Here is a 23,958-nt window from a genome sequence, read left to right on the forward strand (position 1 = left end):
TTAAAACCTCATCAAACTCTTCAGGCGCATATCACTGCGGGTTGGCACGGGTGCTGGAAAGCAACGATTTCAGGGTGGCAGCCTTGGGCTTGACCAGCCAGAAACGACGCAGATAGTCATCGAGGTTTTCAGCGAGGTTACGACCCCATTCGCTGTCGGTTTCCTCGACGTATTCGTTCAGCACGCGTTGCAAGTGGCTGCGATAGGCTTCCATCGCTTCACCGCTGATGCGCTGGATTTCCACCAGTTCGTGGTTGACCCGGTCAACGAAGGTGTTGTCCTGGTCGAGCACGTAGGCGAAACCACCGGTCATGCCTGAGCCGAAGTTGTAACCGGTCTTGCCCAGCACGCAGACGAAACCACCGGTCATGTACTCGCAGCAGTGATCGCCAGTGCCTTCCACCACGGTGTGAGCACCGGAATTACGCACCGCGAAACGCTCGCCCGCCGTACCGGCGGCGAACAGCTTGCCGCCCGTGGCGCCATACAGGCAGGTGTTGCCGATGATGGCACTGTCCTGAGTCTTGTAGATGCTGCCCTTCGGCGGAACGATCACCAGCTTGCCGCCGGTCATACCTTTGCCGACGTAGTCGTTGGCATCGCCTTCCAGGTACATGTTCAAGCCACCGGCGTTCCACACACCGAAGCTCTGACCGGCCGTCCCTTTGAAGCGGAAGGTGATCGGCGCGTTCGCCATGCCTTGGTTGCCGTGCTTGCGCGCGATTTCACCGGAGATCCGTGCGCCGATCGAACGGTCGCAGTTGCAGATATCCAGGGCGAAATCGGCGCCGCTCTTGTCGTTGATGGCCGAGGTGGCCATGTCGACCATTTTCTCGGCCAGCAGGCCTTTGTCGAATGGCGGGTTGCGCTCGACCTGGCAGAACTGTGGTTTGTCCGCCGGGATGTGATCGCTGCCCAGCAACGGGGTCAGGTCCAGGTGTTGCTGCTTGGCGGTCTGGCCTTCGAGGATGTCCAGCAGATCGGTACGGCCGATCAGCTCTTCGAGGGAACGTACGCCCAGCTTGGCCAGCCACTCACGGGTTTCTTCGGCGACGTAGGTGAAGAAATTCACCACCATGTCGACGGTCCCGATGTAGTGATCCTTGCGCAGTTTCTCGTTCTGAGTCGCGACGCCGGTGGCGCAGTTGTTCAGGTGGCAGATCCGCAGGTACTTGCAGCCCAGGGCGATCATTGGCGCGGTGCCGAAGCCGAAGCTTTCAGCGCCGAGAATCGCAGCCTTGATCACGTCGAGGCCGGTTTTCAGGCCGCCGTCGGTTTGCACCCGGACTTTGCCGCGCAGGTCGTTGCCGCGCAGGGTCTGGTGGGTTTCGGCCAGGCCGAGTTCCCACGGCGCGCCCGCGTATTTGATCGAGGTCAGCGGCGATGCGCCGGTGCCGCCGTCGTAGCCGGAGATGGTGATCAAGTCCGCGTAGGCCTTGGCTACACCGGCGGCGATGGTGCCGACGCCCGCTTCTGCGACCAGCTTCACCGAGACCAGGGCCTTCGGGTTGACTTGTTTCAGGTCGAAAATCAGCTGCGACAAGTCTTCGATCGAATAGATGTCGTGGTGCGGCGGCGGCGAAATCAGGGTCACGCCCGGCACTGCATAACGCAGCTTGGCAATCAGACCGTTGACCTTGCCACCTGGCAGCTGACCGCCTTCGCCGGGCTTGGCGCCCTGGGCGACTTTGATCTGCAGCACTTCAGCGTTGACCAGGTATTCCGGGGTCACGCCGAAACGGCCAGTCGCAACCTGCTTGATTTTCGAGCTCTTGATGGTGCCGTAGCGCGCCGGGTCTTCGCCGCCTTCGCCGGAGTTGGAACGCGCACCGAGGCGGTTCATGGCTTCGGCCAGGGCTTCGTGAGCCTCAGGCGACAAGGCGCCCAGCGAGATGCCGGCGGAGTCGAAGCGCTTGAGCACCGATTCCAGCGGTTCGATCTCGCTGATGTCCAGCGGCGTGTCCAGGGTTTTGACCTTGAACATGTCACGAATCATCGACACCGGACGGTTGTCCACCAGCGCCGTGTATTCCTTGAACTTGCCGTAATCGCCCTGCTGCACAGCGGCTTGCAGGGTGTTGACCACGTCCGGGTTGTAGGCGTGATATTCGCCACCGTGGACGAACTTCAGCAGACCGCCCTGCTGGATCGGCTTGCGCGGGCTCCAGGCTTCGGCGGCCAGGGCTTTCTGCTCGGCTTCGATGTCGACGAAACGCGCGCCCTTGATGCGGCTCGGCACGCCACGGAAGCTCAGTTCACAGACTTCTTCGGACAGGCCGATGGCTTCGAACAGTTGCGCCCCGCGATACGAGGTAATGGTCGAGATACCCATCTTCGACAGGATCTTCAACAGACCTTTGGTGATGCCTTTGCGGTAGTTCTTGAACACCTCATAGAGGTCGCCCAGGACTTCACCGGTACGGATCAGGTCGCCCAGCACTTCGTAGGCCAGGAACGGATAGACCGCCGAGGCGCCGAAACCGATCAACACCGCAAAGTGGTGCGGATCGCGAGCGGTCGCGGTTTCCACAAGGATGTTGGAATCGCAACGCAGGCCTTTTTCGGTCAGGCGGTGGTGCACCGCGCCGGTGGCAAGCGAAGCATGGATCGGCAACTTGCCCGGACCGATGTGACGGTCACTCAGCACAACCTGGGTACGACCGGCGCGCACGGCTTCTTCAGCCTGATCGGCAACGTTGCGAATCGCCGCTTCGAGGCCGACGCTTTCGTCGTAGTTGAGGTCGATGATCGCGCGCTCGAAGCCCGGACGATCGAGGTTCATCAGCGAGCGCCACTTGGCCGGGGAAATGACCGGCGAGCTGAGGATCACACGCGAGGCGTGTTCCGGCGACTCCTGGAAGATGTTGCGCTCGGCACCGAGGCAGATCTCCAGCGACATGACGATGGCTTCACGCAGCGGGTCGATCGGCGGGTTGGTGACCTGCGCGAACTGCTGGCGGAAATAGTCGTACGGCGTGCGCACGCGCTGGGACAGCACGGCCATCGGCGTATCGTCGCCCATCGAGCCAACGGCTTCGTAGCCTTGCTCGCCGAGCGGACGCAGCACCTGATCACGCTCTTCGAACGTGACCTGATACATCTTCATGTACTGCTTGAGTTGGTCAACGTCGTAGAACGCCGAGCCGTGGTCGTTATCTTCCATGGTCGCCTGGATGCGCAGGGCATTCTTGCGCAGCCATTGCTTGTACGGATGACGCGACTTCAAACGGTTGTCGATGGCGTCGGTGTCGAGGATCTGACCGGTTTCGGTGTCCACGGCAAAGATCTGGCCCGGGCCAACGCGGCCCTTGGCGATCACGTCTTCAGGCTGGTAGTTCCAGACACCGATTTCGGACGCCAGGGTGATGAAACCGTTCTTGGTGGTAACCCAACGCGCCGGACGCAGACCGTTACGGTCGAGCAGGCACACCGCGTAGCGACCGTCGGTCATTACCACGCCGGCCGGGCCGTCCCACGGTTCCATGTGCATCGAGTTGTATTCGTAGAACGCGCGCAGGTCCGGGTCCATGGTTTCGACGTTCTGCCACGCAGGCGGAATGATCATCCGCACGCCACGGAACAGGTCGATGCCACCGGTGACCATCAGCTCAAGCATGTTGTCCATGCTGGAGGAGTCGGAACCGACACGGTTGACCAGCGGGCCAAGCTCTTCGAGATCGGGCATCAGGTCGTTGGCGAACTTGGTGCGACGGGCCACGGCCCAGTTGCGGTTGCCGGTGATGGTGTTGATCTCGCCGTTGTGCGCCAGGAAGCGGAACGGTTGAGCCAGCGGCCATTTCGGCAGGGTGTTGGTGGAGAAGCGCTGGTGGAACACGCAGATCGCGGTTTGCAGGCGCTGGTCGCTGAGGTCTGGATAGAAGGCGGTCAAATCCGCCGGCATCATCAGGCCTTTGTAAATGATGGTCTTGTGGGAAAAGCTGCAGATGTAGTGATCGACGTCGGCGGCGTTGGCCACGGACGAGCGACGACGGGAGCTGAACAGCTTGATCGCCATGTCCTGATCGCTCAGGCCGGCGCCGCCGATGAACACTTGTTCGATCTGCGGCAGGCGCTCGAGGGCCAGGCGGCCGAGGACGCTGGTGTCGATCGGCACTTTGCGCCAGCCGACCAGCTGCAGGCCGGCGGCCAGGATCTCGCGGTTCATGTTCTCGCGAGCGGCTTCGGCTTTGACCGGGTCCTGGTTGAAGAAGACCATGCCCACGGCATATTGCTTGGGCAGTTCGACGCCGAAGGTTTCCTGGGCGATGGCACGCAGGAACACATCCGGCTTCTGAATCAGCAGACCGCAACCGTCACCGGTCTTGCCGTCGGCGTTGATCCCACCGCGGTGGGTCATGCAGGTCAGGGCCTCGATGGCCGTTTGCAAAAGGGTATGACTGGGCTCGCCCTGCATATGGGCTATCAGGCCGAAACCGCAGTTATCCTTGAATTCATCTGGTTGGTACAGACCTGCTTTCATAGACACTTTCTCACCAGGCTGCCTCTTGTCGAGGCAAATTTCTTTTCAATTCAATCACTTACCATCCGCGCCGAACGTACGCCAGCTTTGCGGGGGCAAAAGGGAGGTCATTGTACACACCGACACAGGGGCTCACAAATTTGACGACGAACTGTCGCAAATCTATGTCGCATTTGTGAAAGGTTTAAAGCGATATGCTGTGCTAGTCAAAACTTTTTTAATTTTGACCGCAACGACTCAAAGACTACTGTGACGCAGACACCACAAGGCACGCGGCCTGTGGGGCCAGCGCGCTCTTGCAGAAATTTTGAGGTGCCGGGAGAGGCGGCCTGGGTAAGGCCGCCGAATCTTCAGCGAGTTGTTGCCAGTTCCTGTTGGACGCTGGCGACAGTGCGAGGCCAAGGTTTACCAGCCTGAACCTTCGCTGGCAAGGCCTTGATGGCGCTAAGGGCTGCATCACGGTTGGCGAAGCTGCCGTAGGTGATGACGTAAAGCGGCTTGCCGTTGAGGACTTTCTTGAAATAACGGTACTCGCCGCCCTGCTCTTTCACGAAGTTTTGTGCGGACGCTTCGGAGCTGGTGCCGAGGATCTGCACCACGTAGTTACCCGGAGCTTGCCCTGCGTACCAGGTGCCACCGGCGGCCTTGGCCACGGTGGCTGGTTTCTCGGCAGGCTTGGCGGCGGCAGCAGCAACGGCTGGCTTGGCGGGCGCTGGAGCCGGTTTCACGGCAGGCGCTACCGGGGCTGGCTTGGCGGTTGCGACCTGAGTCGGTGCAGGCGTCGGTTTGGCGGCTGGCGTCGGCGCAGGGCCAGCCGAGACACCGGCAGGTGGCGCAACAGTCGTTACGGTCGGCGGAGTGGCGCTGGAGCCTTCGACCGGCACGCCGTCGTCGCCTTCGGTGATGCCACCGGCAGCCTCGGCCAACGGACCGCGCATGACCGGCTGCGAATTGCCGACCAGCGGCAAGGGCATCGGCTGCGAATTACCGGCGAACTCGACGGACGGTGCGCCACCGCTGTTCGGTTGTGGCGTGCCCTGGCCGAGCGGCAGTTGCGCCTGTTCGTTGGCAGGTGCACCCGTGGTCGGTGCTTTGCTGCGACCCGGCATCAACCAGGCGGCGGCTACCGCGACCACGACAACGGCGGATATCGCCAATACGTGTTTCTTCGGCATGTTGAACCCCATACTTGGACGCTTCACCGCAGAGCGGCTGGCAATCATGGCTTCGATCATCGCATCGCGGGCAACCTGGTTGATGGTGCCAGGCCAACCGTCGGAGCTTTCGTGAATATCAGAGATCTGATCTGCGGTGAAAAGTTCGATACCCCGACCGGCGCCTTCGAGTCGCTGGTCCAGATATTCGCGGGTTTCTTCTTCGGTGTAGGGCTGCAATTCGATGACGTGGAAACGCTCTTCCTCAAGGCTCAGCGCCTCCAGTTGAGCGATCAGCGAGGATTCGCCGAACAGGAATACGTGCGGGCGCCCTTCCGGTGCACCCGCCGCCAAAGCCATCAGAGCTTCCAGCGCGGATTCGTCGAGTTGCTCGGCGTCATCCACCAGCAAATAGACTTCCTGCCCCGTCAGGGCAAGCTGAACCACCTGAGCCAGGATCGCACCGATCTCGGCCTGAGCGACGTTCAGCGCCTGGGCCACCTGACGTAAAACGCCAGCTGAATCGCCAGCGCCACGAGCGGAAACCACCACGCTTTGCACCGATTGCTTGTTGGTGCTGGCCACCAGGGCCTGGCGCAACAGGGTCTTGCCACTGCCTTGCGGGCCGGTAACCACCAGCAGCAACTGGCTGTAACGCGCCAGGTGATGCAGTTGTCCCAGCACCGGTTTGCGCTGGGCCGGGAAGAATTTGAAGCCAGGCACCCGTGGAGCGAAAGGGTCGTGACTCAACTGGTAATGGCCGAGGAAAGCCTCGTCGGCATGCAAACTAGTCATCGGGATCTTATTAACCTTTAAGCTGAGCCAGGGCGCGGTAATCCGCTCCCAGCGTGGCCTGTAAAACCTCTTTCGGATAATCGTCGGTCACCACTGCTTCGCCCATGTGGCGCAGCAGCACCAGGCGCAAACGACCGTCGATCACTTTCTTGTCAATTGCCATGTGTTCGAGAAAATCGGCTTCAGTCATCTCTTCAGGCGGAATGACCGGCAGGCCGGCCCGCTGGAACAGGCGAATGCCGCGATCGCGCTCTTCTTCACTGATCCAGCCCAGACGCGTGGACATTTCCAGTGCCATTACGGTGCCAGCAGCGACTGCCTCACCATGCAACCAGACACCATAGCCCATATGGGTTTCGATGGCGTGACCGAAGGTGTGGCCCAGGTTGAGCGTGGCGCGCACACCGGTTTCCCGTTCGTCGGCACCGACCACCGCCGCCTTGGCGGCGCAGGAGCGTTCGATGGCGTAGGTCAGGGCAACCTGGTCCAGGGCGCGCAGGCGATCGACGTTTTCTTCGAGCCAGGTCAGGAACGGCTCGTCGCAGATCAGCCCGTACTTGATGACTTCAGCAAGCCCGGCGGACAGCTCGCGAGCCGGCAGGGTGTTGAGGGTCGCGGTATCGATCAGCACGACGTTCGGCTGATAGAAGGCGCCGACCATGTTCTTGCCCAGCGGATGGTTGATCCCGGTCTTGCCGCCGACCGAGGAATCGACTTGCGACAACAAGGTGGTCGGGATCTGGATGAAATCGACACCACGCTGGTAGCAGGCGGCGGCAAAACCGGCCATGTCACCAATCACGCCGCCACCGAGGGCGATCACCGTGGTGCGGCGGTCGTGCCGTGCGGTCAGCAGACCGTCGAAAATCAATTGCAGGGTTTCCCAGGTCTTGAAGGCTTCGCCGTCGGGCAGCACCACGGACACCACCGAGAACGGTGCGAGGCTGCGGGTCAGACGTTCGAGATAGAGCGGCGCAACGGTCTCGTTGGAGATAATCGCCACTTGCCGTCCGCGAATATGCGGGGCCAGCAGCTCAGGCTGATCCAACAAACCTTCGCCAATATGAATCGGGTAGCTGCGCTCGCCTAGATCGACCTTGAGTGTCTGCATGTGTCCCCACAGTGAAGATGGAATCAGGCGTCCTGCCCTGAGTTATCGAAAGTCCACGGCCTCTGCTGGTGTGACGCCGTTCGGTAGCCATCCGCCACAACCTTGAGCGGCCGTGACAGGACGCCGAGGATAGCGCATTTCGCGCTGCGCTTTAACGGGGAGGTAGCTGCTGCAAGCGTTCGAGAATATCGAGCACCACCATTCGCGGCGGCCGCTCATCAGTTTCCACCACCAGGTCGGCGATCTCACGATAAAGCGGATCACGGATCGCCAGCAGATCCCGAAGGGTCTTGGCCGGGTCGGCGGTACGCAGCAACGGCCGATTGCGGTCACGGGAAGTGCGGCCGACCTGCTGCTCGACAGAGGCATGCAGATAGACCACGCGACCACCGGCGCGCAGCGCCCGACGATTGGCCTCACGCATGACGGCCCCGCCACCAGTGGCCAATACCACGCCATCGCAGTCGCACAGCTCGGCAATCATCGCCTGCTCGCGATCACGAAAGCCCGGTTCGCCTTCCTTATCGAAAATCCACGGGATATTGGCGCCCGTGCGCAATTCAATTTCCTTATCGGAATCTTTGAACGGCAGGCGCAGCTCTTTGGCCAGCAACCGGCCGATGGTGCTTTTTCCAGCCCCCATCGGTCCAACAAGAATCAAATTTCGCACAGAATCAACGACTCACAGCAATCGCCTGGTTATTCATGATACGCGGTGTGAGAAACACCAACAGCTCGGATTTTTTCTCCGAAACCACGTCACGCCGGAAAAGGCGGCCAAGATACGGCACATCGCCAAGAAATGGCACCTTATCTACAACCTTGCTTTGAGTATTTGAGAAAACCCCGCCAATCACGATGGTCTCGCCGTCGTTGACCAGGACCTTGGCGTTGACCTCGTTTTTCTTGATCGGCGGCACATCCTGCACTTTGTTCAGGTAGTCCGGTTCGTCCTTGGTGACCTTGACCTCCATGATGATGCGGTTGTCCGGGGTGATCTGCGGCGTCACTTCCAGGGACAGCGAGGCCTCCTTGAACGACACCGACGTAGCGCCGCTGGAGCTGGCTTCCTGATAAGGAATTTCCGTGCCCTTGAGGATTTTCGCGGTTTCCTTGTCGGACGTGACCACTTTGGGCTGGGAGACGATTTCACCGTTGCCGGTCTTCTCCATCGCCGTCAGTTCCAGATCGAGCAACACGTTGTCAGTGATGAAGGCAATGCCGATCCCCGAGGTGTTGGCGGCCGTCCCCATGTCGACGAACGGTGAGTTGGTGCTGGTGCTGCCGGGCGTGCCGATGGTCGACGAGGCATTCGCACCGTTACTGACCCCGGAAGTGTTCCAGTTGCCTTTGTTCTGCACCGAGCCGCCCCAGCGCACACCGAGGCTTTTGTCGTAGTCGACGTTGGCTTCGACGATCCGCGCCTCGATCATCACCTGACGCACCGGAATATCCAGTTGCGCGACGATCCGACGGAGTTCGTCGAGGCGTTCCTGGGTCTGGTAGGCAATGATGTTATTGGTCCGCTCATCCACCGTGATCGAACCCCGCTCATCGGCTTTGGCCTCGGCACTGGTCACCGATTGGAACAGTTTGGCGATATCGGCGGCTTTGGCGTAGTTGACCTGTAGAAGCTCGCGACGCAGGGGCGCCAGATCGGCAATTTGTTTCTGCGACTCCAGTTCCTGTTGCTCGCGGGCGGCAATTTCTGCGGCCGGCGCCACCAGCAGGACGTTGCCGATCTTGCGCTTATCGAGGCCTTTGGTTTTCAGCACCAGGTCCAGCGCCTGATCCCAAGGCACATTCTGCAAGCGCAGGGTGATGCCGCCCTGCACCGTGTCGCTGGCCACCAGGTTGAGGTTGGTGAAGTCGGCGATCAGTTGCAGCACCGAGCGCACATCGATGTCCTGGAAATTCAGAGAGAGCTTCTCGCCGGTGTAGGCGAAACGTTCGGTGTTGCGCTTCTGCAGGTCGTCGACGGTCATCGGCCGAATGCTGACGGTCAGCTTGTTGTCGGTTTGATAAGTCGAATAATCAAAGGCACCGCTGGGCTCGATGCTGATCGTGGCCCGATCGCCGGTGGCGCTGGCATTGACGAACTGCACGGGCGTGGCGAAATCCTTGACGTCGAGGCGCACGCGCAACGGTTCGGGCAATTGGGTCTTGGCGAAACCGAGGATGATTTTACCGTCACGCTCCTGAATGTCCGGAGCGATGGACGGATCCGACAGATCGATGACCACATTGCCCTCACCCTGGGTGCCGCGCTGGAAATCCACACCGCGGATGGCTTTACCCGCCGGCGCATAGGCTCTGGCCGGAGCTGGCGTTGCAGTCGCTGCACGCGGTGCTTTAGGGGCCGGGCTGGAGGCTGTTTTGTTGGCTCCTTGCCCTACCACCACGAACAGCGTGTTGCCTTCGACCCGCGAGCTGTACGGCGACAATTGGGTCAGATTGATGATCAGCCGCGTGCGGTCCTTGGCCTCGACAACCGTGGCGCTACGAGCGTTGCCTCCGCCCAGATCACGACTTTTGTTCGCCAGCTGACTGACAACACCCGGCAGGTCCAGCGCAATCCGCGCCGGCTGCTCTGTGGTGTACCCGTGGGGCGTCGGTGGCGGTCCATCGAATGCCAGCTTCAACTCGACGCGGTCCCCCGGCAGCGCTGCGACATCCAGCGTTTTAAGGTTGGCCGCTTGTACCATCGGCGACAGCATCGCTATCCATAGCGAAATACCGAAGGTGGAGAAAATCCTGTTCATTTTTCGAGTTCCACTATGAGTGCTCTTTCAAAGGGATGGTCCGCGGCCGTTCCAGCCAGGCACCTTCGCCATCGGGAACGATTTCGACCACATCGACCTGAGAACCGCTGATGGCGACGATCCGCCCATCGTTGCGCCCCAGGTAATCGCCGACTTTCAACCGGTGCACCCCACCCGCCCCGCGCAGCAGCGCAAAGGAGCCGGTTGCATTGGAGATCGTGCCGACCATTTCAAACTGCTCGATGTTGAAACCTTCGAGGTACTGCTTGACCCGACTGGTATCGGGTTTGACGTTGCGCGAACCATGTTTCTGGCCAGCCAGATCTACTCTGACCTGCCGCGAAAACGGGCTTCGCAGGTTGGCGGCGTTGTAGGTGAATGTTGGGTAAGACCGAAACGTCGGCGTTGGTTCAATCTTGCCCGGTGCACGCACACGCATTTCGTTCATGTACGCATCCAGGTCGCCGAAGTCATTGTCACTGCCACAACCGGCTAGACCGACCACCAGCATCACTACCGAAAAACATCGAATGGGGGTCATTTTTGCAGCCCCTTGTCGTTGTAGCGGTAGGTCTTGGCGAGGATGCTCATGCGCAACTTCGGACCGCCCTCGGGATCTGCCGGTGCAAGGTCGAAGTCATGCAGGGTAACGATCCGCGGCAGCCCCGCCACGCCACTGACAAAAGTCGCCAGGTCGTGATAGGCGCCGGTGACGGTGATCTGGATCGGCAATTCGATGTAGAACTGCTGGGTGATCTCCGGCAGCAGTTTGATTTCTTCGAACTCCAGGCCGCTGCCCAGACCGGTGCGGGTGATGTCCTCCAGCAGGCCGGGCACTTCGGTGTCGCTGGGCAATTGCCGCAGCAGCACACCAAAGGAATTCTCCATTTCCTTCATCTGCTGGGTGTATAGCTCCAGATTCGCCGCCATGCGGGCCTTGTCGGCGAATTGCTCCTTGAGGGCCGACTCTTCTTCCCGTTTCAGTTCGAGCTGGCTGTTGAGCTCGCTGGTAGAAAAGCTATAGCCGAGCGCCAGCACCAGAATCATCAGCAAGACACCCGCCAGTGCCTTGATCGCTGGCGGCCAGGAGCCGATGTTGTTGGTGTCCAGATCGTTGAGGTCAATCTTGCGTAGCGCTTCAAGCCAATTGGACAGACTCATTGGCCGCCCTCCACAGCGGCAGGCTGAGTCTGACGAACGGTCAACTGAAATACGTTGGCCTGATCCAGCTGACCTGCCGTGGTCGCTTTGACTTCCGTGAGGTTGGGTGCATCGAACCAGTCGGACGCATCCAGATTGCGCATCAGGTCGGAAACCCGATTGTTGGACTCTGCCGCGCCCGCGATGGACAAGGTCTTGCCGGCCATTTTCACTTCGGTGAAATACACGCCATCGGGCAGGGTACGCGCCAATTGGTCGAATATCCGCCCGCTGATCGGCCGATTGCCTTGCAGGTCCTGGATGATCCGCATGCGCTCGACCAGTTGCTGGCGACGGGCTTTCAGGTCGCTGATCTGTTTGATCCGTTCGTCGACCACGGCAATCTGTTTGCCGATGTAATCGTTGCGAGCGACTTGCCGATCAATGGCGCCGTTGATGGCCTGATCCGCGACCAGCACCGCCCCCACCGATCCCACCAACACGCCGACCAGCGCCAGCAAAAAGCGTTTGCGACGCTCCTCGCGCTGCTCTTCGCGCCAGGGTAAAAGATTGATCCGCGCCATCAGTCGAAACTCCTGAGGGCCAGCCCGCAGGCGATCATCAACGCCGGCGCATCACTGGCCAGTGCACCGGCGTTGACCTTGCTGCTCAGGGCCATGTTGGAGAAAGGGTTGGCCACCTGTGTCGGCGTGCCCAGTCGCTGCTCGATCAAACGATCCAGCCCCGGGACCGAAGCGGTGCCGCCGGCCAGTAGGATGTGATCGACCGCGGTGTACTGGCCCGAGGCGAAGAAAAACTGCAACGAACGCGACACTTGCTGCACCAGTGCCTCACGAAACGGCTGCAACACTTCGCTGACGTAATCGTCAGGCAAACCGCCTTGCTTCTTCGCCAGCCCCGCCTGCTCGACAGTCAGGCCGTAACGCCGCTGGATCTCTTCCGTCAACTGGCGACCGCCAAACAATTGTTCGCGGGTGTAGATGATCTTGCCGTTGTGCAACACGCTCAGGGTGGTCATGGTCGCGCCGATGTCGACCACCGCGACCATCAGACGCGCTTGAGAGACGGCCAACTGCCCCGCCAGCAATCCGAAACAGCGCTCCAGCGCGTAGGCCTCGACGTCGACCACACGCGCCGTCAGCCCCGCCAGGGCCAGCGCCGCTTCACGGACCTCGACGTTCTCCTTGCGACACGCCGCCAGCAGCACATTGACGCGCTCGGGGTTGCGCTCGGACACGCCCTGGACTTCGAAATCGATGGCGACTTCGTCCAGTGGATAAGGGATGTATTGATCGGCCTCGATCTTCAGCTGGTTTTCCATCTCGTCGTCGGAAAGACCGGCATCCATCTCGATGGTCTTGGTGATCACCGCAGAACCGGCCACGGCCACGGCGACGTTCCTGAGACTGGTTCGGGCCTTGAGCAGCACCCGCGCAAGTGCCTGCCCTACGCCTTCGAGCTCGGCGATATTTTTTTCGACCACGGCGCTGGCGGGCAGCGCTTCAACCGCGTAGGCCTCGACCCGATATCGGTCGCCCTGGCGGCTCAGCTCCAGAAGTTTCACCGACGTGGAGCTGATATCGATGCCCAGCAGCGTGTTGGCCTTTTTGTTGAAGAGTCCTAGCACTACCAATTCCCTATGACTATCCGTGAGTTACGGACTCTGTAATATCCATTGCGTTCAAACCACCCGTCTTGACAGCAGCGCAAATGACGCCCTCGACGGAAAAATGCTTATAATGCCCAGCGTTTTTTTCCGGTTTTTACTTCAAGCGCGGGTCGTTCCCTGTTTACCTGAACCCTGATGCCCAATTCATTCTTTACCCTGGATGTCCAAAAGCCTTGATTCGTCTGCTGAAATTTTTCGGTTGGTCCATCGTCGCCGTTTTCTGCGGACTGCTCCTCGGTCTTAGCGGCGCCTTTCTCTACCTTAGTCCGGGATTGCCGTCCGTGGAGGCGCTGAGAAGCATCCAGTTGCAGATTCCTTTGCGGGTCTACAGCAGCGACAACAAGTTGATCGCAGAATTTGGCGAAATGCGCCGAACTCCGATCCGTTTCGCCGACATTCCGCCCAACTTCATCAATGCGTTACTAAGTGCTGAAGACGACAATTTCGCCAACCACTACGGCGTCGATCCCAGCAGTCTGATGCGTGCCGCCACGCAATTGGTAAAAAGCGGACACATTCAGTCGGGCGGTAGCACCATCACCATGCAGGTGGCGAAAAATTTCTTCCTGACCAGCGAACGCAGCTTCTCGCGCAAGACCACCGAAATTCTCCTGGCCCTGCAGATCGAACGGCAGCTGACCAAGGACGAAATCCTTGAGCTGTACGTCAACAAGATTTACCTGGGCAACCGCGCCTACGGCATCGAGGCGGCGGCGCAGGTCTATTACGGCAAATCGATTCGTGACGTCAGCCTGGCGCAGATGGCGATGATCGCCGGCCTGCCTAAAGCCCCGTCGCGCTTCAACCCGCTGGCCAACCCGGCCCGCAGCAAAGAGCGTCGCGACTGGATCCTCGGGCGCATGTACAAGCTCGGCAAAATCACCGAAGCCGACTACACCACCGCGATCAACGAGCCGCTGAACGCCAGCTATCACGTACCGACCCCGGAAGTGAACGCACCGTACATCGCCGAAATGGCCCGCGCCGAAATGGTCGGGCGTTATGGCAGCGACGCGTACACCGAAGGTTTCCGTGTGACCACCACCGTGCCGAGCAATCTGCAGGAAATGGCCAACACCGCGGTCCACGAAGGCTTGATGACGTACGACCAGCGCCATGGCTATCGCGGCCCTGAGTCGCGCTTGCCGGGCAAGACGCGCGAGGCGTGGGCGGTCGAACTGACCAAGCAGCGCACCATCAGCAGCCTTGAGCCGGCCATCGTTACCCAGGTCGACAAGAACGGCCTGCAAGTAATGACCCGTACCGGCGACGAACACGTCGGCTGGGACAGCATGAAATGGGCGCGTCCGTTCCTCAACACCAACAGCATGGGCGCCAATCCGAAGCAGCCGTCGGACGTCGCCCAGGTCGGCGACCTGATTCGCGTGCAGCGCCAGCCGGACAATTCGCTGAAGTTCAGCCAGATTCCACAAGCCCAAGGCGCACTGGTTTCGCTTGACCCGCAGAACGGCGCAATCCGCTCGCTGGTCGGCGGCTTCGCCTTTGAGCAGAGCAACTACAACCGTGCCATGCAGGCCAAGCGTCAGCCGGGGTCGAGCTTTAAACCGTTCGTCTACAGCGCCGCACTGGATAACGGCTACACCGCCGCCAGCCTGGTGAACGACGCACCGATCGTGTTCGTCGACGAGTACCTCGACAAGGTCTGGCGTCCGAAGAACGACACCAACACCTTCCTCGGCCCGATCCGCATGCGTGAAGCGCTGTACAAGTCGCGCAACCTGGTGTCGATCCGACTCCTGCAAGCGCTGGGCGTCGACCGCACCATCGACTACATCAGCAAGTTCGGCTTCAACAAGCAGGACCTGCCGCGCAACCTGTCCCTGGCCCTGGGCACCGCGACCCTGACGCCGATGGAAATCGCCACCGGCTGGAGCACCTTCGCCAACGGCGGCTACAAGATCAGCCCGTACATCATCGACAAGATCGAAAGCCGTAATGGCGACACGCTGTTTGTCGCCAACCCGCCGAGCGTGCCGAAGGGCGACGTAGCCAGTGATGGCATCGCCGCCCCGGTCGCCAATGCTTTCACGGTCAACGCAACGCCGGGCGACACGCTGACGGCACAACCGGCACCGCAAACGCCAGCCGTGGCCGAACGCATCGTCGACGGTCGCACCACGTTCATCCTCAACAGCATGCTTGAGGATGTGATCAAACTCGGCACCGGCCGCCGCGCGCTGGCCATGGGCCGTCCCGACATCGCAGGCAAGACCGGCACCACCAACGAATCCAAGGATGCCTGGTTCTCCGGTTACAACGCCGATTACGTGACCACCGTCTGGACCGGCTTCGACCAGCCGGAAAGCCTCGGTAAACGTGAGTTCGGCGGCACCGTCGCGCTGCCAATCTGGATGAGTTACATGAGCGCTGCGCTCAAGGACAAGCCGCCGCATACGCAACCGGAGCCGGAAGGCATCCTCAGCCTGCGGGTCGACCCGGTCAGCGGCCGTGCAGCCTCCCCAGGCACGCCAGGCGCCTACTTCGAGCTGTTCAAGGCCGAAGATACGCCACCGTCGGTCAACGAGCTGGGCAACGGCAATGCGCCGGGCAGCCCGCTGCCAGCGGATGAAGCAGCGCCGATCGATTTGTTCTGACCGGTCGCGCAACGCAAAAGCCCCGCCTTCGAGAGAAAAGCGGGGCTTTTTTGTACCTGATGTTTGGTGCAGACCGAAGATGCTCGGTGCCTGTGAGGGCCTCTTCGCTGGCAAGCCAGCTCCTACAGGGGATCATCGGCCCCTTGTAGGAGCTGGCTTGCCAGCGAAGAGGCCATCACAGACACAGCAAAAACCCGCAGACAAAAAAAGCCCCGACTCGTTAGAGCCGGGGCTTTCGGTTGAAGCGTTACAACGACTTAGCCGTTGAACACGTCATCCACGCTTTTCAGCGGGTAGTTTTTCGGATACGGCAGGGTGGCTACGCCGGTCTCGATGGCGGCCTTGGCCACGGCATCGGAGATCACGGTGATCAGGCGTGCATCCATTGGTTTCGGAATGATGTACTCACGACCGAATTCCAGCTTGATGCCGCCGTAGGCGTCGCACACTTCCTGAGGCACCGGCAGTTTGGCCAGCTCACGCAGGGCGTTGGCCGCGGCCACTTTCATTTCTTCGTTGATGCGCTTGGCGCGAACGTCCAGGGCACCGCGGAAGATGAACGGGAAGCCCAGTACGTTGTTGACCTGGTTCGGGTAGTCCGAACGGCCGGTCGCCATGATCACGTCGTCACGGGTGGCGTGCGCCAGCTCCGGGGAGATTTCCGGATCAGGGTTGGAGCACGCGAACACGATCGGGTTGGCCGCCATGGATTTCAGGCCTTCGGCGCTCAGCAGGTTCGGGCCGGACAGGCCGACGAACACGTCAGCACCGGTCAGGGCGTCAGCCAGGGTGCGCTTGTCGGTCGCGTGAGCGAAGACAGCCTTGTACTGGTTCAGGTCGTCACGGCCGGAGTGGATCACGCCGGTACGGTCAACCATGAAGATGTTTTCGATGCTGGCGCCCATGCTCACCAGCAATTTCATGCAGGAGATGGCGGCCGCACCGGCGCCCAGGCAGACGATCTTGGCGTCGGCGAGGGTTTTGCCAGCGATTTCCAGGGCGTTGATCATGCCGGCCGCGGTAACGATCGCGGTGCCGTGCTGGTCATCGTGGAACACCGGAATGTCGCACTGCTCGATCAGCGCGCGTTCGATCTCAAAGCACTCAGGTGCCTTGATGTCTTCCAGGTTGATGCCACCGAAGGTGATGGAGATGCGCTTGACGGTGTCGATGAAGGCTTGCGGGCTTTCGGAGTCGACTTCGATGTCGAACACGTCGATGCCGGCGAAGCGCTTGAACAGCACGCCTTTACCTTCCATGACTGGCTTGGAAGCCAATGGGCCGAGGTTACCCAGGCCGAGAATCGCGGTGCCATCGGAAATGACTGCAACCAGGTTGCCTTTGCCGGTGTATTTGTAGGCCAGTTCAGGATCGCGGGCGATTTCGCGTACTGGTTCGGCTACGCCGGGGCTGTAGGCCAGCGACAGGTCGCGGGCGGTAGCGGTGGCTTTGGTGAGCTCGACACTCAGCTTCCCTGGACGAGGATGGGCGTGATATTCGAGAGCGGCAGTTTTCAAATCAGACATGTGGGCATTCCGCTTTTACTGTTGGACAGACGGACCGCCGAGGATACGCGCCTCGCAAAGTCCCCACAAGACTGACCAGTCACCCCTGTCAAGCGCCCAGCCCTACGACTTTGGGCCAAGAGCCACGGAACACAAGGGATAGACTGTTCACAATCGACAGAAAAAATGTCTACAATTTTTTATCAGGGCGCTACTTGAAGCATCGCCGGATCGGTCAATGGCAGCAGCCATCGCGCTTGCCCTTCCTTGAGTCCGCCACGGCGCGAACGATCCAGTATCCAGCCGCGCGCCTCGACCTGCTTGCCTTCCAGCCGCTGCAGAGACGCGAGATCGAATTGCCCGAAAAAATTGGGTGCAACGCGCAATACAACAGAATCCTGCAACTCGATCCAAACCCCGCCGCGATTGCGCTGAACCTTGCTCACACGACCGCTGAGCACGGCAAAACCGGATGCGTTGATCTGCTCCGCTTTCAGTACAGGTGACTGCCGCCAAATCCCGAGCCCGGCCTGACGGGCACTGCGTTCCGCCGCTTGCTGACAATCGACCAGATCGACATTTGGCGCCACCGCGACCTGGAAACCGAGGCCTTCAGCGAGCATCTGCGCTTCAAGGTTGGCACCCTCGGCGCTGTAGACATGGGCCAAGGTGCGACCGTAATGGTCTTTACTCTCTTTGCCGGGCAGCAAACCGACCCGCCCGTCACTGGCTGCTACCAGCGCTTCCAGGCGTTTGCGCGCCGCCACGGCGAACGGCTCATCGGAACGGCCTTTCTTGCCCAGCTCCGGCGTATTCAGACCGATCATGCGCACACTGCGGCCATCGGCCAGGCGCAGGGTGTCGCCATCCACCACCCGCTGCACCGCGACTGACGTCAGCCCGCCGGGTGCCGGGCAAAAGGCCTGAGCGCCGGAAAGCCAAATCGCGGACACAAAAAAGGCGCCCACAAGGGACGCCTTTTTCATCAGCAAGGAAAAGCCCATCGGGCTTTTCAACCTTACTCTGCAGCAGCAGGAGCTTTGGTTTTGCCGAAAGCACCGAAACGGTCTGCGAAGCGCTGTACACGGCCGCCAGTATCCAGAGTCTTCTGCTTACCGGTGTAGAACGGGTGGCACTCGTTGCATACGTCAGTACCCAGTGGCTTGCACAGGTTCGAACGAGTTTCGAACTTGTTGCCGCAGCTGCAAGTTACTTCGATGGTTTCGTATGCTGGATGGATATCGGCTTTCATGGTGTATTCCTCAGGCTAGCGTGCCGCCACTCAACACTATTGTTGAATACCGCACGTAATTAGGCCGCGGATTCTACCAGACAATGCCAATCGCGCAAGCTGTCGCTTCTACCGACCGTCTGCTAGGCTCCCGACCCAAAGCACACCTCCTGTAGGAGCGAGCTTGCTCGCGAAGAGGGCGTGTCAGTCAGCATTCATGTCGTCTGACACAACGCTTTCGCGAGCAAGCTCGCTCCTACAGGTTATGCGCCAGCCTTTCATTTATTGCCCGCCCAAAGAGAATCCCCCGCGTGCCCGACGCCATTTTGCGCCTCGCCCTGCCTTCGCCCCTGCGCCGCCTGTTCGATTACCGTGCCCCGGCCGGGATCCTGCGCGCCCAGTTGCAGCCGGGCATGCGCCTGCGAGTGCCGTTCGGCCGACGGGAGATGATCGGGATTCTAGTGGAGGTCACCGACACCAGCGAAGTGCCGGTGGAAAAGCTCAAGCCGGCCATCGCCTTGCTCGACGCCACGCCACCGCTGCCGCCGGCGCTGTTCAAACTGTGTTTGTGGACGTCCCAGTATTATCAGCACAGCCTCGGCGACACGTTGAGTTGGGCATTGCCGGTGTTGCTGCGCCAGGGCGAACTGGCCGAAGCGCGCCAGGAACGCTTCTGGTCCGCTGCCCCCGGCGCCAGCCTTGATGACCCGCGCATCGCCCGCGCCCCGCGCCAGCGTGAAGCCCTGGCGACCCTGGCCCAGCATCCGCACGGCGTCGCGCACCAGTTGCTGAGCAAACTGATGTTGAGCAAGGACAGCCTCGATCTGTTGCTGGCCAAGGATCTGGTGCAGGTAGAAATCCGCAAGCACGGTCCCAGTGCCCGCCACGAGCATTGGCTGGCCCAGCCAGAATTGCCGCTCAACCCGGAGCAACGCGCCGCCTACGAGGCGATTCGCGCGGGTTTCGACAGTTATCACGCGTTCTTGCTCGCGGGGGTCACCGGCAGCGGCAAGACCGAAGTCTATTTGCAACTGATCCGCGAAACCCTCGAAGCCGGTAAACAAGCGCTGGTGCTGATCCCGGAGATCAACCTCGGCCCGCAAACCCTGGCGCGCTTCGAACAGCGCTTCAACGCACGGATCGCGCTGATCCACTCGGCGGTCAATGATCGCGAGCGCCTTGAAGCCTGGCTCGCCGCCCGGGACGGTGACGCCGACATTATTATCGGCACCCGTTCGGCGCTGTTCACGCCGATGAAGAACCCCGGCCTGATCATCATCGATGAAGAGCACGACGGTTCCTATAAACAGCAGGAAGGCCTGCGCTACCACGCCCGCGACCTGGCATTGGTCCGCGCCCGCCAGGAAAACATTCCGATCGTGCTCGGTTCCGCCACGCCGTCGTTGGAAAGCCTGCATAACGCCTACACCGGTCGCTACGGCCTCCTGCGCCTGAACGAGCGCGCTGGCGGCGCCAAGCAACCGCGTTTCCTGCGCCTGGACGTTAAAAGTCGTCCGCTGGACAGCGGCATTTCCGGGCCGATGCAGCAAGCCATCGGCCAGACCCTGGCCGCCGGCCAGCAGGTGTTGGTGTTTCTCAATCGCCGAGGTTTCGCCCCGACGCTGTTGTGCCACGACTGCGGCTGGATGTCCGAATGCCAGCGCTGCGATGCGCGCATGACCGTGCACCAGCGCTCCGGCGAGCTGCGTTGCCACCATTGCGGCTATGTCGAACGCGTGCCCCGGCGCTGCCCGAAATGCGCCAAGGTCGATTTGCGCCCTGTCGGCGCCGGCACCGAGCGCGCCGAGGAACGGCTGGGGATTCTGTTCCCGGACGTTCCGGTGCTGCGGGTCGATCGCGACAGCACTTCGCGCAAGGACGCGATGAATCAGTTGTTCGCGACCATTCAAAAAGGCCAGCCGTGCATTCTGGTGGGCACGCAGATGCTTGCCAAAGGACACCACTTCCCGAGGGTGACGCTGGTGTCGATCCTTGATGCCGATGGTGGGCTGTTCTCCGGCGATTTCCGCGCCAGCGAGCGCATGGCGCAGTTGATCGTCCAGGTCGCCGGACGTGCGGGGCGCGCTGAAGAGCCGGGCCGGGTGATTATCCAGACTCATCTGGCGGATCACCCGCTGCTGGTGCAATTGACCGAACAGGGTTACTTCGCCTTTGCCGAACAGGCCTTGAGCGAGCGTCGCTCGGCAGGATTGCCGCCGTTTGCGCATCTGGCGCTGCTGCGGGCAGAGGCGCACAAACCGGGACAGGCTGAAGGGTTCCTCGATGAGGCGTGCAGTGAGGCCGAGCGTTTGCTGGCTGAACAGAATCTGACCGGTATCGAGTTGCTGGGGCCGGTGCCGGCGCCGATGGAACGTCGGGCCGGGCGTTATCGTGCGCAGTTGTTGCTGCAGGCCACGGCCCGGGCGCCGCTGCATCGGTTATTGAGCAGTTGGTTGCTGGTTTTGGAGCAAATGCCGAGTGGACGGGCGGTGCGTTGGTCTTTGGATGTCGACCCCGTCGATTTGTATTGACCGCAAGATTGCCTTCGCGGGCAAGCCTCGCGCCTACAGGTTCGGTGGTGATCCTTGTAGGAGCGAGGCTTGCCCGCGAAGAGGCCCGAACAGTCACCATATATCCACAACCTGCCCGCTATAGTTGGCAAGCCCGCCTTCGCAACGGATAATGCCCAGTTTTTCCACCAGCGCATTGAAGCGCCGCCGCGCTTGCGGTCGAAAGAGAAGACCATGAAAGACACCATTCGCCAGCTGATCCAACAAGCCATCACCCAACTCGTCAACGAAGGTGTGTTGCCTGAAGGCCTGTCGCCGGCGATCCAGGTGGAAAACTCCCGCGACAAGAAGAACGGCGACTTCGCCAGCAACATCGCGATGATGCTGGCCAAACCTGCAGGCATGAAACCGCGCGACCTGGCCGAGAAAATCATCGCCGCGCTGCCGGCTGACGAAAACGTCACCAAGACCGAAATCGCCGGCCCAGGCTTCCTGAACTTCTTCCAGAACACCCAGGCCCTGGCTTCGCGCCTGGACGCCGCCCTGGCTGACGATCATATCGGCGTGCGCAAGGCCGGCCCCGTGCAGCGCACCGTGGTCGACCTGTCCGCCCCGAACCTGGCCAAAGAGATGCACGTCGGCCACTTGCGCTCGACAATCATCGGCGACGGCGTGGCACGGGTCCTGGAGTTCCTCGGCGACACCGTGATCCGTCAGAACCACGTCGGCGACTGGGGCACCCAGTTCGGCATGCTGATGGCGTACCTCCAGGAAAACCCGATCACCAGCGACGAGCTGTCGGACCTGGAAAACTTCTACCGCGCCGCCAAGCAACGCTTCGACGAGTCCGAAGAATTCGCTGACCGCGCCCGTGGCCTGGTGGTCAAGCTGCAAGCCGGCGACCCGGATTGCCTGGCGCTGTGGACCAAGTTCAAGGACATCTCGCTGTCCCACTGCCAGAAAATCTACGAACTGCTGAACGTCAAACTGACCATGGCCGACGTGATGGGCGAAAGTGCCTACAACGACGACCTGATCAACGTGGTCAACGACCTCAAGGCCGCTGGCCTGCTGGTCGAGAGCAACGGCGCCCAGTGCGTGTTCCTCGATGAATTCAAGAACGCCGACGGCGACCCGCTGCCGGTGATCATCGTCAAGGCCGATGGCGGCTACCTCTACGCCACCACCGACCTGGCGGCCGTGCGCTACCGCAGTGGCGTGCTGAAGGCTGATCGCGCGCTGTACTTCGTCGACCAGCGTCAGGCCCTGCACTTCCAGCAAGTGTTCCAGGTCGCGCGCCTGGCCGGTTTCGTGACCCATCCGATGGAAATGGAGCACATGGGCTTCGGCACCATGAACGGCGCCGATGGCCGTCCGTTCAAGACCCGTGATGGCGGCACCGTGAAGCTGATCGATCTGCTGACCGAAGCCCAGGAACGCGCCTACACCCTGGTGAAGGACAAGAACCCGGAGCTGGCCGAAACCGAGCTGCGCAACATCGCCAAGGTCGTGGGCATCGGCGCGGTGAAATACGCTGACCTGTCCAAGCACCGCACCAGCGACTACAGCTTCAACTTCGACCTGATGCTGAACTTCGAAGGCAACACTGCGCCCTACCTGCTGTACGCCTACACTCGCGTGGCCGGTGTGTTCCGCAAACTCGGCAAGGACTTCAGCGAAGTCGAAGGCCAGATCGTCCTCGAAGCCGCGCACGAACACGAACTGGCGGCCAAGCTCGCGCAGTTCGGCGAAGTGCTGAACAACGTTTGTGACAAAGGCACGCCGCACACCCTGTGCACCTACCTGTACGATGTGGCCGGCCTGTTCTCCAGTTTCTACGAGAACTGCCCGATCCTCAGCGCCGACACCCCGGCGCAAATGCAGAGCCGTCTGCGCCTCGCCGCGCTGACCGGCCGCCCTCTCAAGCAAGGCCTGGAACTCTTGGGTCTGGAAACTCTGGAGCGTATGTAAGTTGGCTGCCAAGAAAAAACCTGCACCCAAGCGTGGCGCCAGTCGTTACACCGCTCCTGCAAAGCAGCCGATCCCGGGCTGGCTGTGGATGGCCATCGGCCTGACGGTCGGCGCATTCATCGTGTTCCTGATGAAACTGGAACCGGGCAAGGGCAGCGAGAGCGTCAAGCGCGAGAAAATCGAGCAGCAGAAAGCCACCAAGATCGCCGAGGCGAACAAGACCCCGCCGAGCCCGACGCAACCGGTGAAGCCGAAGTACGATTTCTACACCTTGCTGCCGGAATCGGAAGTGATCGTGCCGCCGGATGCCGTGCCGGAGAAAACCCTGCCGACACCGCAAGTGCCGACAATTCCGACCACGCCGGTCACCCCAGAGCAAGCGGCGAAGATCGATACCGCGCGCGCACAGGCAGCGCTGGCCGGGATTACCCCGCCACCGGCACCACCGGTTTCCAAAGCGGCGCCAGTGACCAAGTTCTTCCTGCAGGCTGGTTCGTTCCGCAAGGAGGCTGACGCGGACAAGGTTCGTGCACAGATCATTTTGCTGGGGCAGGCGGTGGCAGTTGAGTCCGGCACGGTTAAAGACGAAACCTGGTATCGGGTACTCGTCGGTCCGTTCAGCAATCGTGAACAGCTGACCACCGCCCAGAAACAACTGGCTGGCAGTGGGTTCAGCAACCTGTTGTTACAACAACGCCAGAGCCGCTGATTTCGTCAGAAGGACCGCGTTATCGTTCTTCGCGGGCAAGCCTCGCTCCTACAGGTTAGTGTCGTCCACGCATGCGGCGAACGGTGCATTTCCTGTAGGAGCGAGGCTTGCCCGCGAAGGCGCCAGAACAAACAACACACCCCCTCCCGCCCAACACCGCTCGGCCCCCCCCACCCCCCCCAGCTCAAACACCCCCCCCCCCCCCCCTATGCGCCCGCCTCAAGCACTTTCGCCCCCCTGCGCGGCGCCCCCCCCCTGACCACCATCGTCTCTGCGCCCCTCCCC

At 61.1% G+C, this 23,958-nt stretch carries 16 protein-coding genes; 4 read left to right on the forward strand and 12 right to left on the reverse strand.

The window, feature by feature from the left end; all coding sequences use genetic code 11:
- Positions 1-31: 31 nt before the first annotated feature.
- The 9 genes from gltB to AEQ67_RS33245 form a co-directional block, all read right to left on the reverse strand.
- A complete protein-coding gene (gene gltB / locus AEQ67_RS33205) occupies positions 32-4,480 on the reverse strand; it encodes a glutamate synthase large subunit (RefSeq protein WP_059408161.1) in 4,449 nt (1,482 codons plus the stop codon).
- 350 nt (positions 4,481-4,830) lie between these two features.
- Positions 4,831-6,429: an SPOR domain-containing protein gene (locus AEQ67_RS33210; RefSeq protein WP_059408163.1), complete on the reverse strand. Its 1,599-nt coding sequence runs from the start codon at positions 6,427-6,429 to the stop codon at positions 4,831-4,833.
- 10 nt (positions 6,430-6,439) lie between these two features.
- Entirely contained in the window at positions 6,440-7,540 is a 1,101-nt protein-coding gene (gene aroB / locus AEQ67_RS33215) for a 3-dehydroquinate synthase (protein WP_059408165.1), read from the reverse strand.
- Between the two features lie 151 nt (positions 7,541-7,691).
- Entirely contained in the window at positions 7,692-8,210 is a 519-nt protein-coding gene (gene aroK, locus AEQ67_RS33220; RefSeq protein WP_063854487.1) for a shikimate kinase AroK, read from the reverse strand.
- Positions 8,211-8,214: 4 nt separating this feature from the next.
- Entirely contained in the window at positions 8,215-10,302 is a 2,088-nt protein-coding gene (gene pilQ, locus AEQ67_RS33225; protein ID WP_059408169.1) for a type IV pilus secretin PilQ, read from the reverse strand.
- 13 nt (positions 10,303-10,315) lie between these two features.
- Positions 10,316-10,843: a pilus assembly protein PilP gene (locus AEQ67_RS33230; protein ID WP_059408171.1), complete on the reverse strand. Its 528-nt coding sequence runs from the start codon at positions 10,841-10,843 to the stop codon at positions 10,316-10,318.
- Positions 10,840-11,463 carry a type 4a pilus biogenesis protein PilO gene (pilO, locus tag AEQ67_RS33235; protein WP_059408172.1) on the reverse strand — a complete coding sequence of 208 codons (624 nt, stop codon included), beginning with the start codon at positions 11,461-11,463 and terminating at the stop codon, positions 10,840-10,842. Before pilO ends, AEQ67_RS33230 begins: the two co-directional genes overlap by 4 nt.
- Positions 11,460-12,026 carry a PilN domain-containing protein gene (locus AEQ67_RS33240; protein WP_059408174.1) on the reverse strand — a complete coding sequence of 189 codons (567 nt, stop codon included), beginning with the start codon at positions 12,024-12,026 and terminating at the stop codon, positions 11,460-11,462. Before AEQ67_RS33240 ends, pilO begins: the two co-directional genes overlap by 4 nt.
- On the reverse strand, positions 12,026-13,090 hold the full coding sequence (locus AEQ67_RS33245) for a pilus assembly protein PilM (RefSeq protein WP_059408176.1): 1,065 nt from the start codon (positions 13,088-13,090) through the stop codon (positions 12,026-12,028). The genes AEQ67_RS33240 and AEQ67_RS33245 overlap by 1 nt, the downstream gene beginning before the upstream one ends.
- A 215-nt stretch (positions 13,091-13,305) precedes the next feature.
- On the opposite strand from AEQ67_RS33245, the gene AEQ67_RS33250 reads away from it, so the two are divergent.
- The gene (locus AEQ67_RS33250) at positions 13,306-15,747 is read left to right on the forward strand and encodes a penicillin-binding protein 1A (protein WP_059408178.1); all 2,442 of its coding nucleotides are present in this window, start codon (positions 13,306-13,308) and stop codon (positions 15,745-15,747) included.
- Positions 15,748-16,004: 257 nt separating this feature from the next.
- Here the strand turns inward: AEQ67_RS33250 and AEQ67_RS33255 are convergent, their stop codons facing one another.
- The 3 genes from AEQ67_RS33255 to rpmE all read right to left on the reverse strand — a co-directional run bounded on the left by AEQ67_RS33255 (position 16,005) and on the right by rpmE (position 18,504).
- Positions 16,005-17,273, reverse strand: coding sequence for a malic enzyme-like NAD(P)-binding protein (locus tag AEQ67_RS33255; protein WP_059408179.1), 1,269 nt, complete (start codon positions 17,271-17,273; stop codon positions 16,005-16,007).
- A gap of 182 nt (positions 17,274-17,455) precedes the next feature.
- Positions 17,456-18,256: a thermonuclease family protein gene (locus tag AEQ67_RS33260; protein WP_059408181.1), complete on the reverse strand. Its 801-nt coding sequence runs from the start codon at positions 18,254-18,256 to the stop codon at positions 17,456-17,458.
- A 14-nt stretch (positions 18,257-18,270) separates the two neighbouring features.
- On the reverse strand, positions 18,271-18,504 hold the full coding sequence (rpmE, locus tag AEQ67_RS33265) for a 50S ribosomal protein L31 (RefSeq protein WP_059408183.1): 234 nt from the start codon (positions 18,502-18,504) through the stop codon (positions 18,271-18,273).
- 290 nt (positions 18,505-18,794) lie between these two features.
- Here rpmE and AEQ67_RS33270 point away from each other — a divergent pair, with 290 nt between their 5' ends.
- From AEQ67_RS33270 to AEQ67_RS33280, 3 genes are all read left to right on the forward strand, one after another.
- Positions 18,795-21,014 (forward strand): primosomal protein N', encoded by a 2,220-nt coding sequence (locus tag AEQ67_RS33270; RefSeq protein WP_059408184.1) that lies wholly within the window; start codon positions 18,795-18,797, stop codon positions 21,012-21,014.
- A 213-nt stretch (positions 21,015-21,227) separates the two neighbouring features.
- Positions 21,228-22,964 (forward strand): arginine--tRNA ligase, encoded by a 1,737-nt coding sequence (gene argS, locus AEQ67_RS33275; RefSeq protein ID WP_059408185.1) that lies wholly within the window; start codon positions 21,228-21,230, stop codon positions 22,962-22,964.
- Between the two features lies 1 nt (position 22,965).
- The gene (locus AEQ67_RS33280) at positions 22,966-23,673 is read left to right on the forward strand and encodes an SPOR domain-containing protein (protein WP_059408186.1); all 708 of its coding nucleotides are present in this window, start codon (positions 22,966-22,968) and stop codon (positions 23,671-23,673) included.
- Positions 23,674-23,958: the final 285 nt, after the last annotated feature.

The sequence above is a fragment of the Pseudomonas sp. RIT-PI-q genome, from assembly GCF_001297125.1.
GTDB lineage: Bacteria > Pseudomonadota > Gammaproteobacteria > Pseudomonadales > Pseudomonadaceae > Aquipseudomonas.

Coding starts and splice junctions, on each gene's coding strand:
- gltB (WP_059408161.1), bottom strand. CDS start 4,480: ATGAAAGCAGGTCTGTACCAACCAGATGAATTCAAGGATAACTGCGGT.
- AEQ67_RS33210 (WP_059408163.1), bottom strand. CDS start 6,429: ATGACTAGTTTGCATGCCGACGAGGCTTTCCTCGGCCATTACCAGTTG.
- aroB (WP_059408165.1), bottom strand. CDS start 7,540: ATGCAGACACTCAAGGTCGATCTAGGCGAGCGCAGCTACCCGATTCAT.
- pilQ (WP_059408169.1), bottom strand. CDS start 10,302: ATGAACAGGATTTTCTCCACCTTCGGTATTTCGCTATGGATAGCGATG.
- AEQ67_RS33230 (WP_059408171.1), bottom strand. CDS start 10,843: ATGACCCCCATTCGATGTTTTTCGGTAGTGATGCTGGTGGTCGGTCTA.
- pilO (WP_059408172.1), bottom strand. CDS start 11,463: ATGAGTCTGTCCAATTGGCTTGAAGCGCTACGCAAGATTGACCTCAAC.
- AEQ67_RS33240 (WP_059408174.1), bottom strand. CDS start 12,026: ATGGCGCGGATCAATCTTTTACCCTGGCGCGAAGAGCAGCGCGAGGAG.
- AEQ67_RS33255 (WP_059408179.1), bottom strand. CDS start 17,273: ATGTCTGATTTGAAAACTGCCGCTCTCGAATATCACGCCCATCCTCGT.
- AEQ67_RS33260 (WP_059408181.1), bottom strand. CDS start 18,256: ATGGGCTTTTCCTTGCTGATGAAAAAGGCGTCCCTTGTGGGCGCCTTT.
- rpmE (WP_059408183.1), bottom strand. CDS start 18,504: ATGAAAGCCGATATCCATCCAGCATACGAAACCATCGAAGTAACTTGC.
- argS (WP_059408185.1), top strand. CDS start 21,228: ATGAAAGACACCATTCGCCAGCTGATCCAACAAGCCATCACCCAACTC.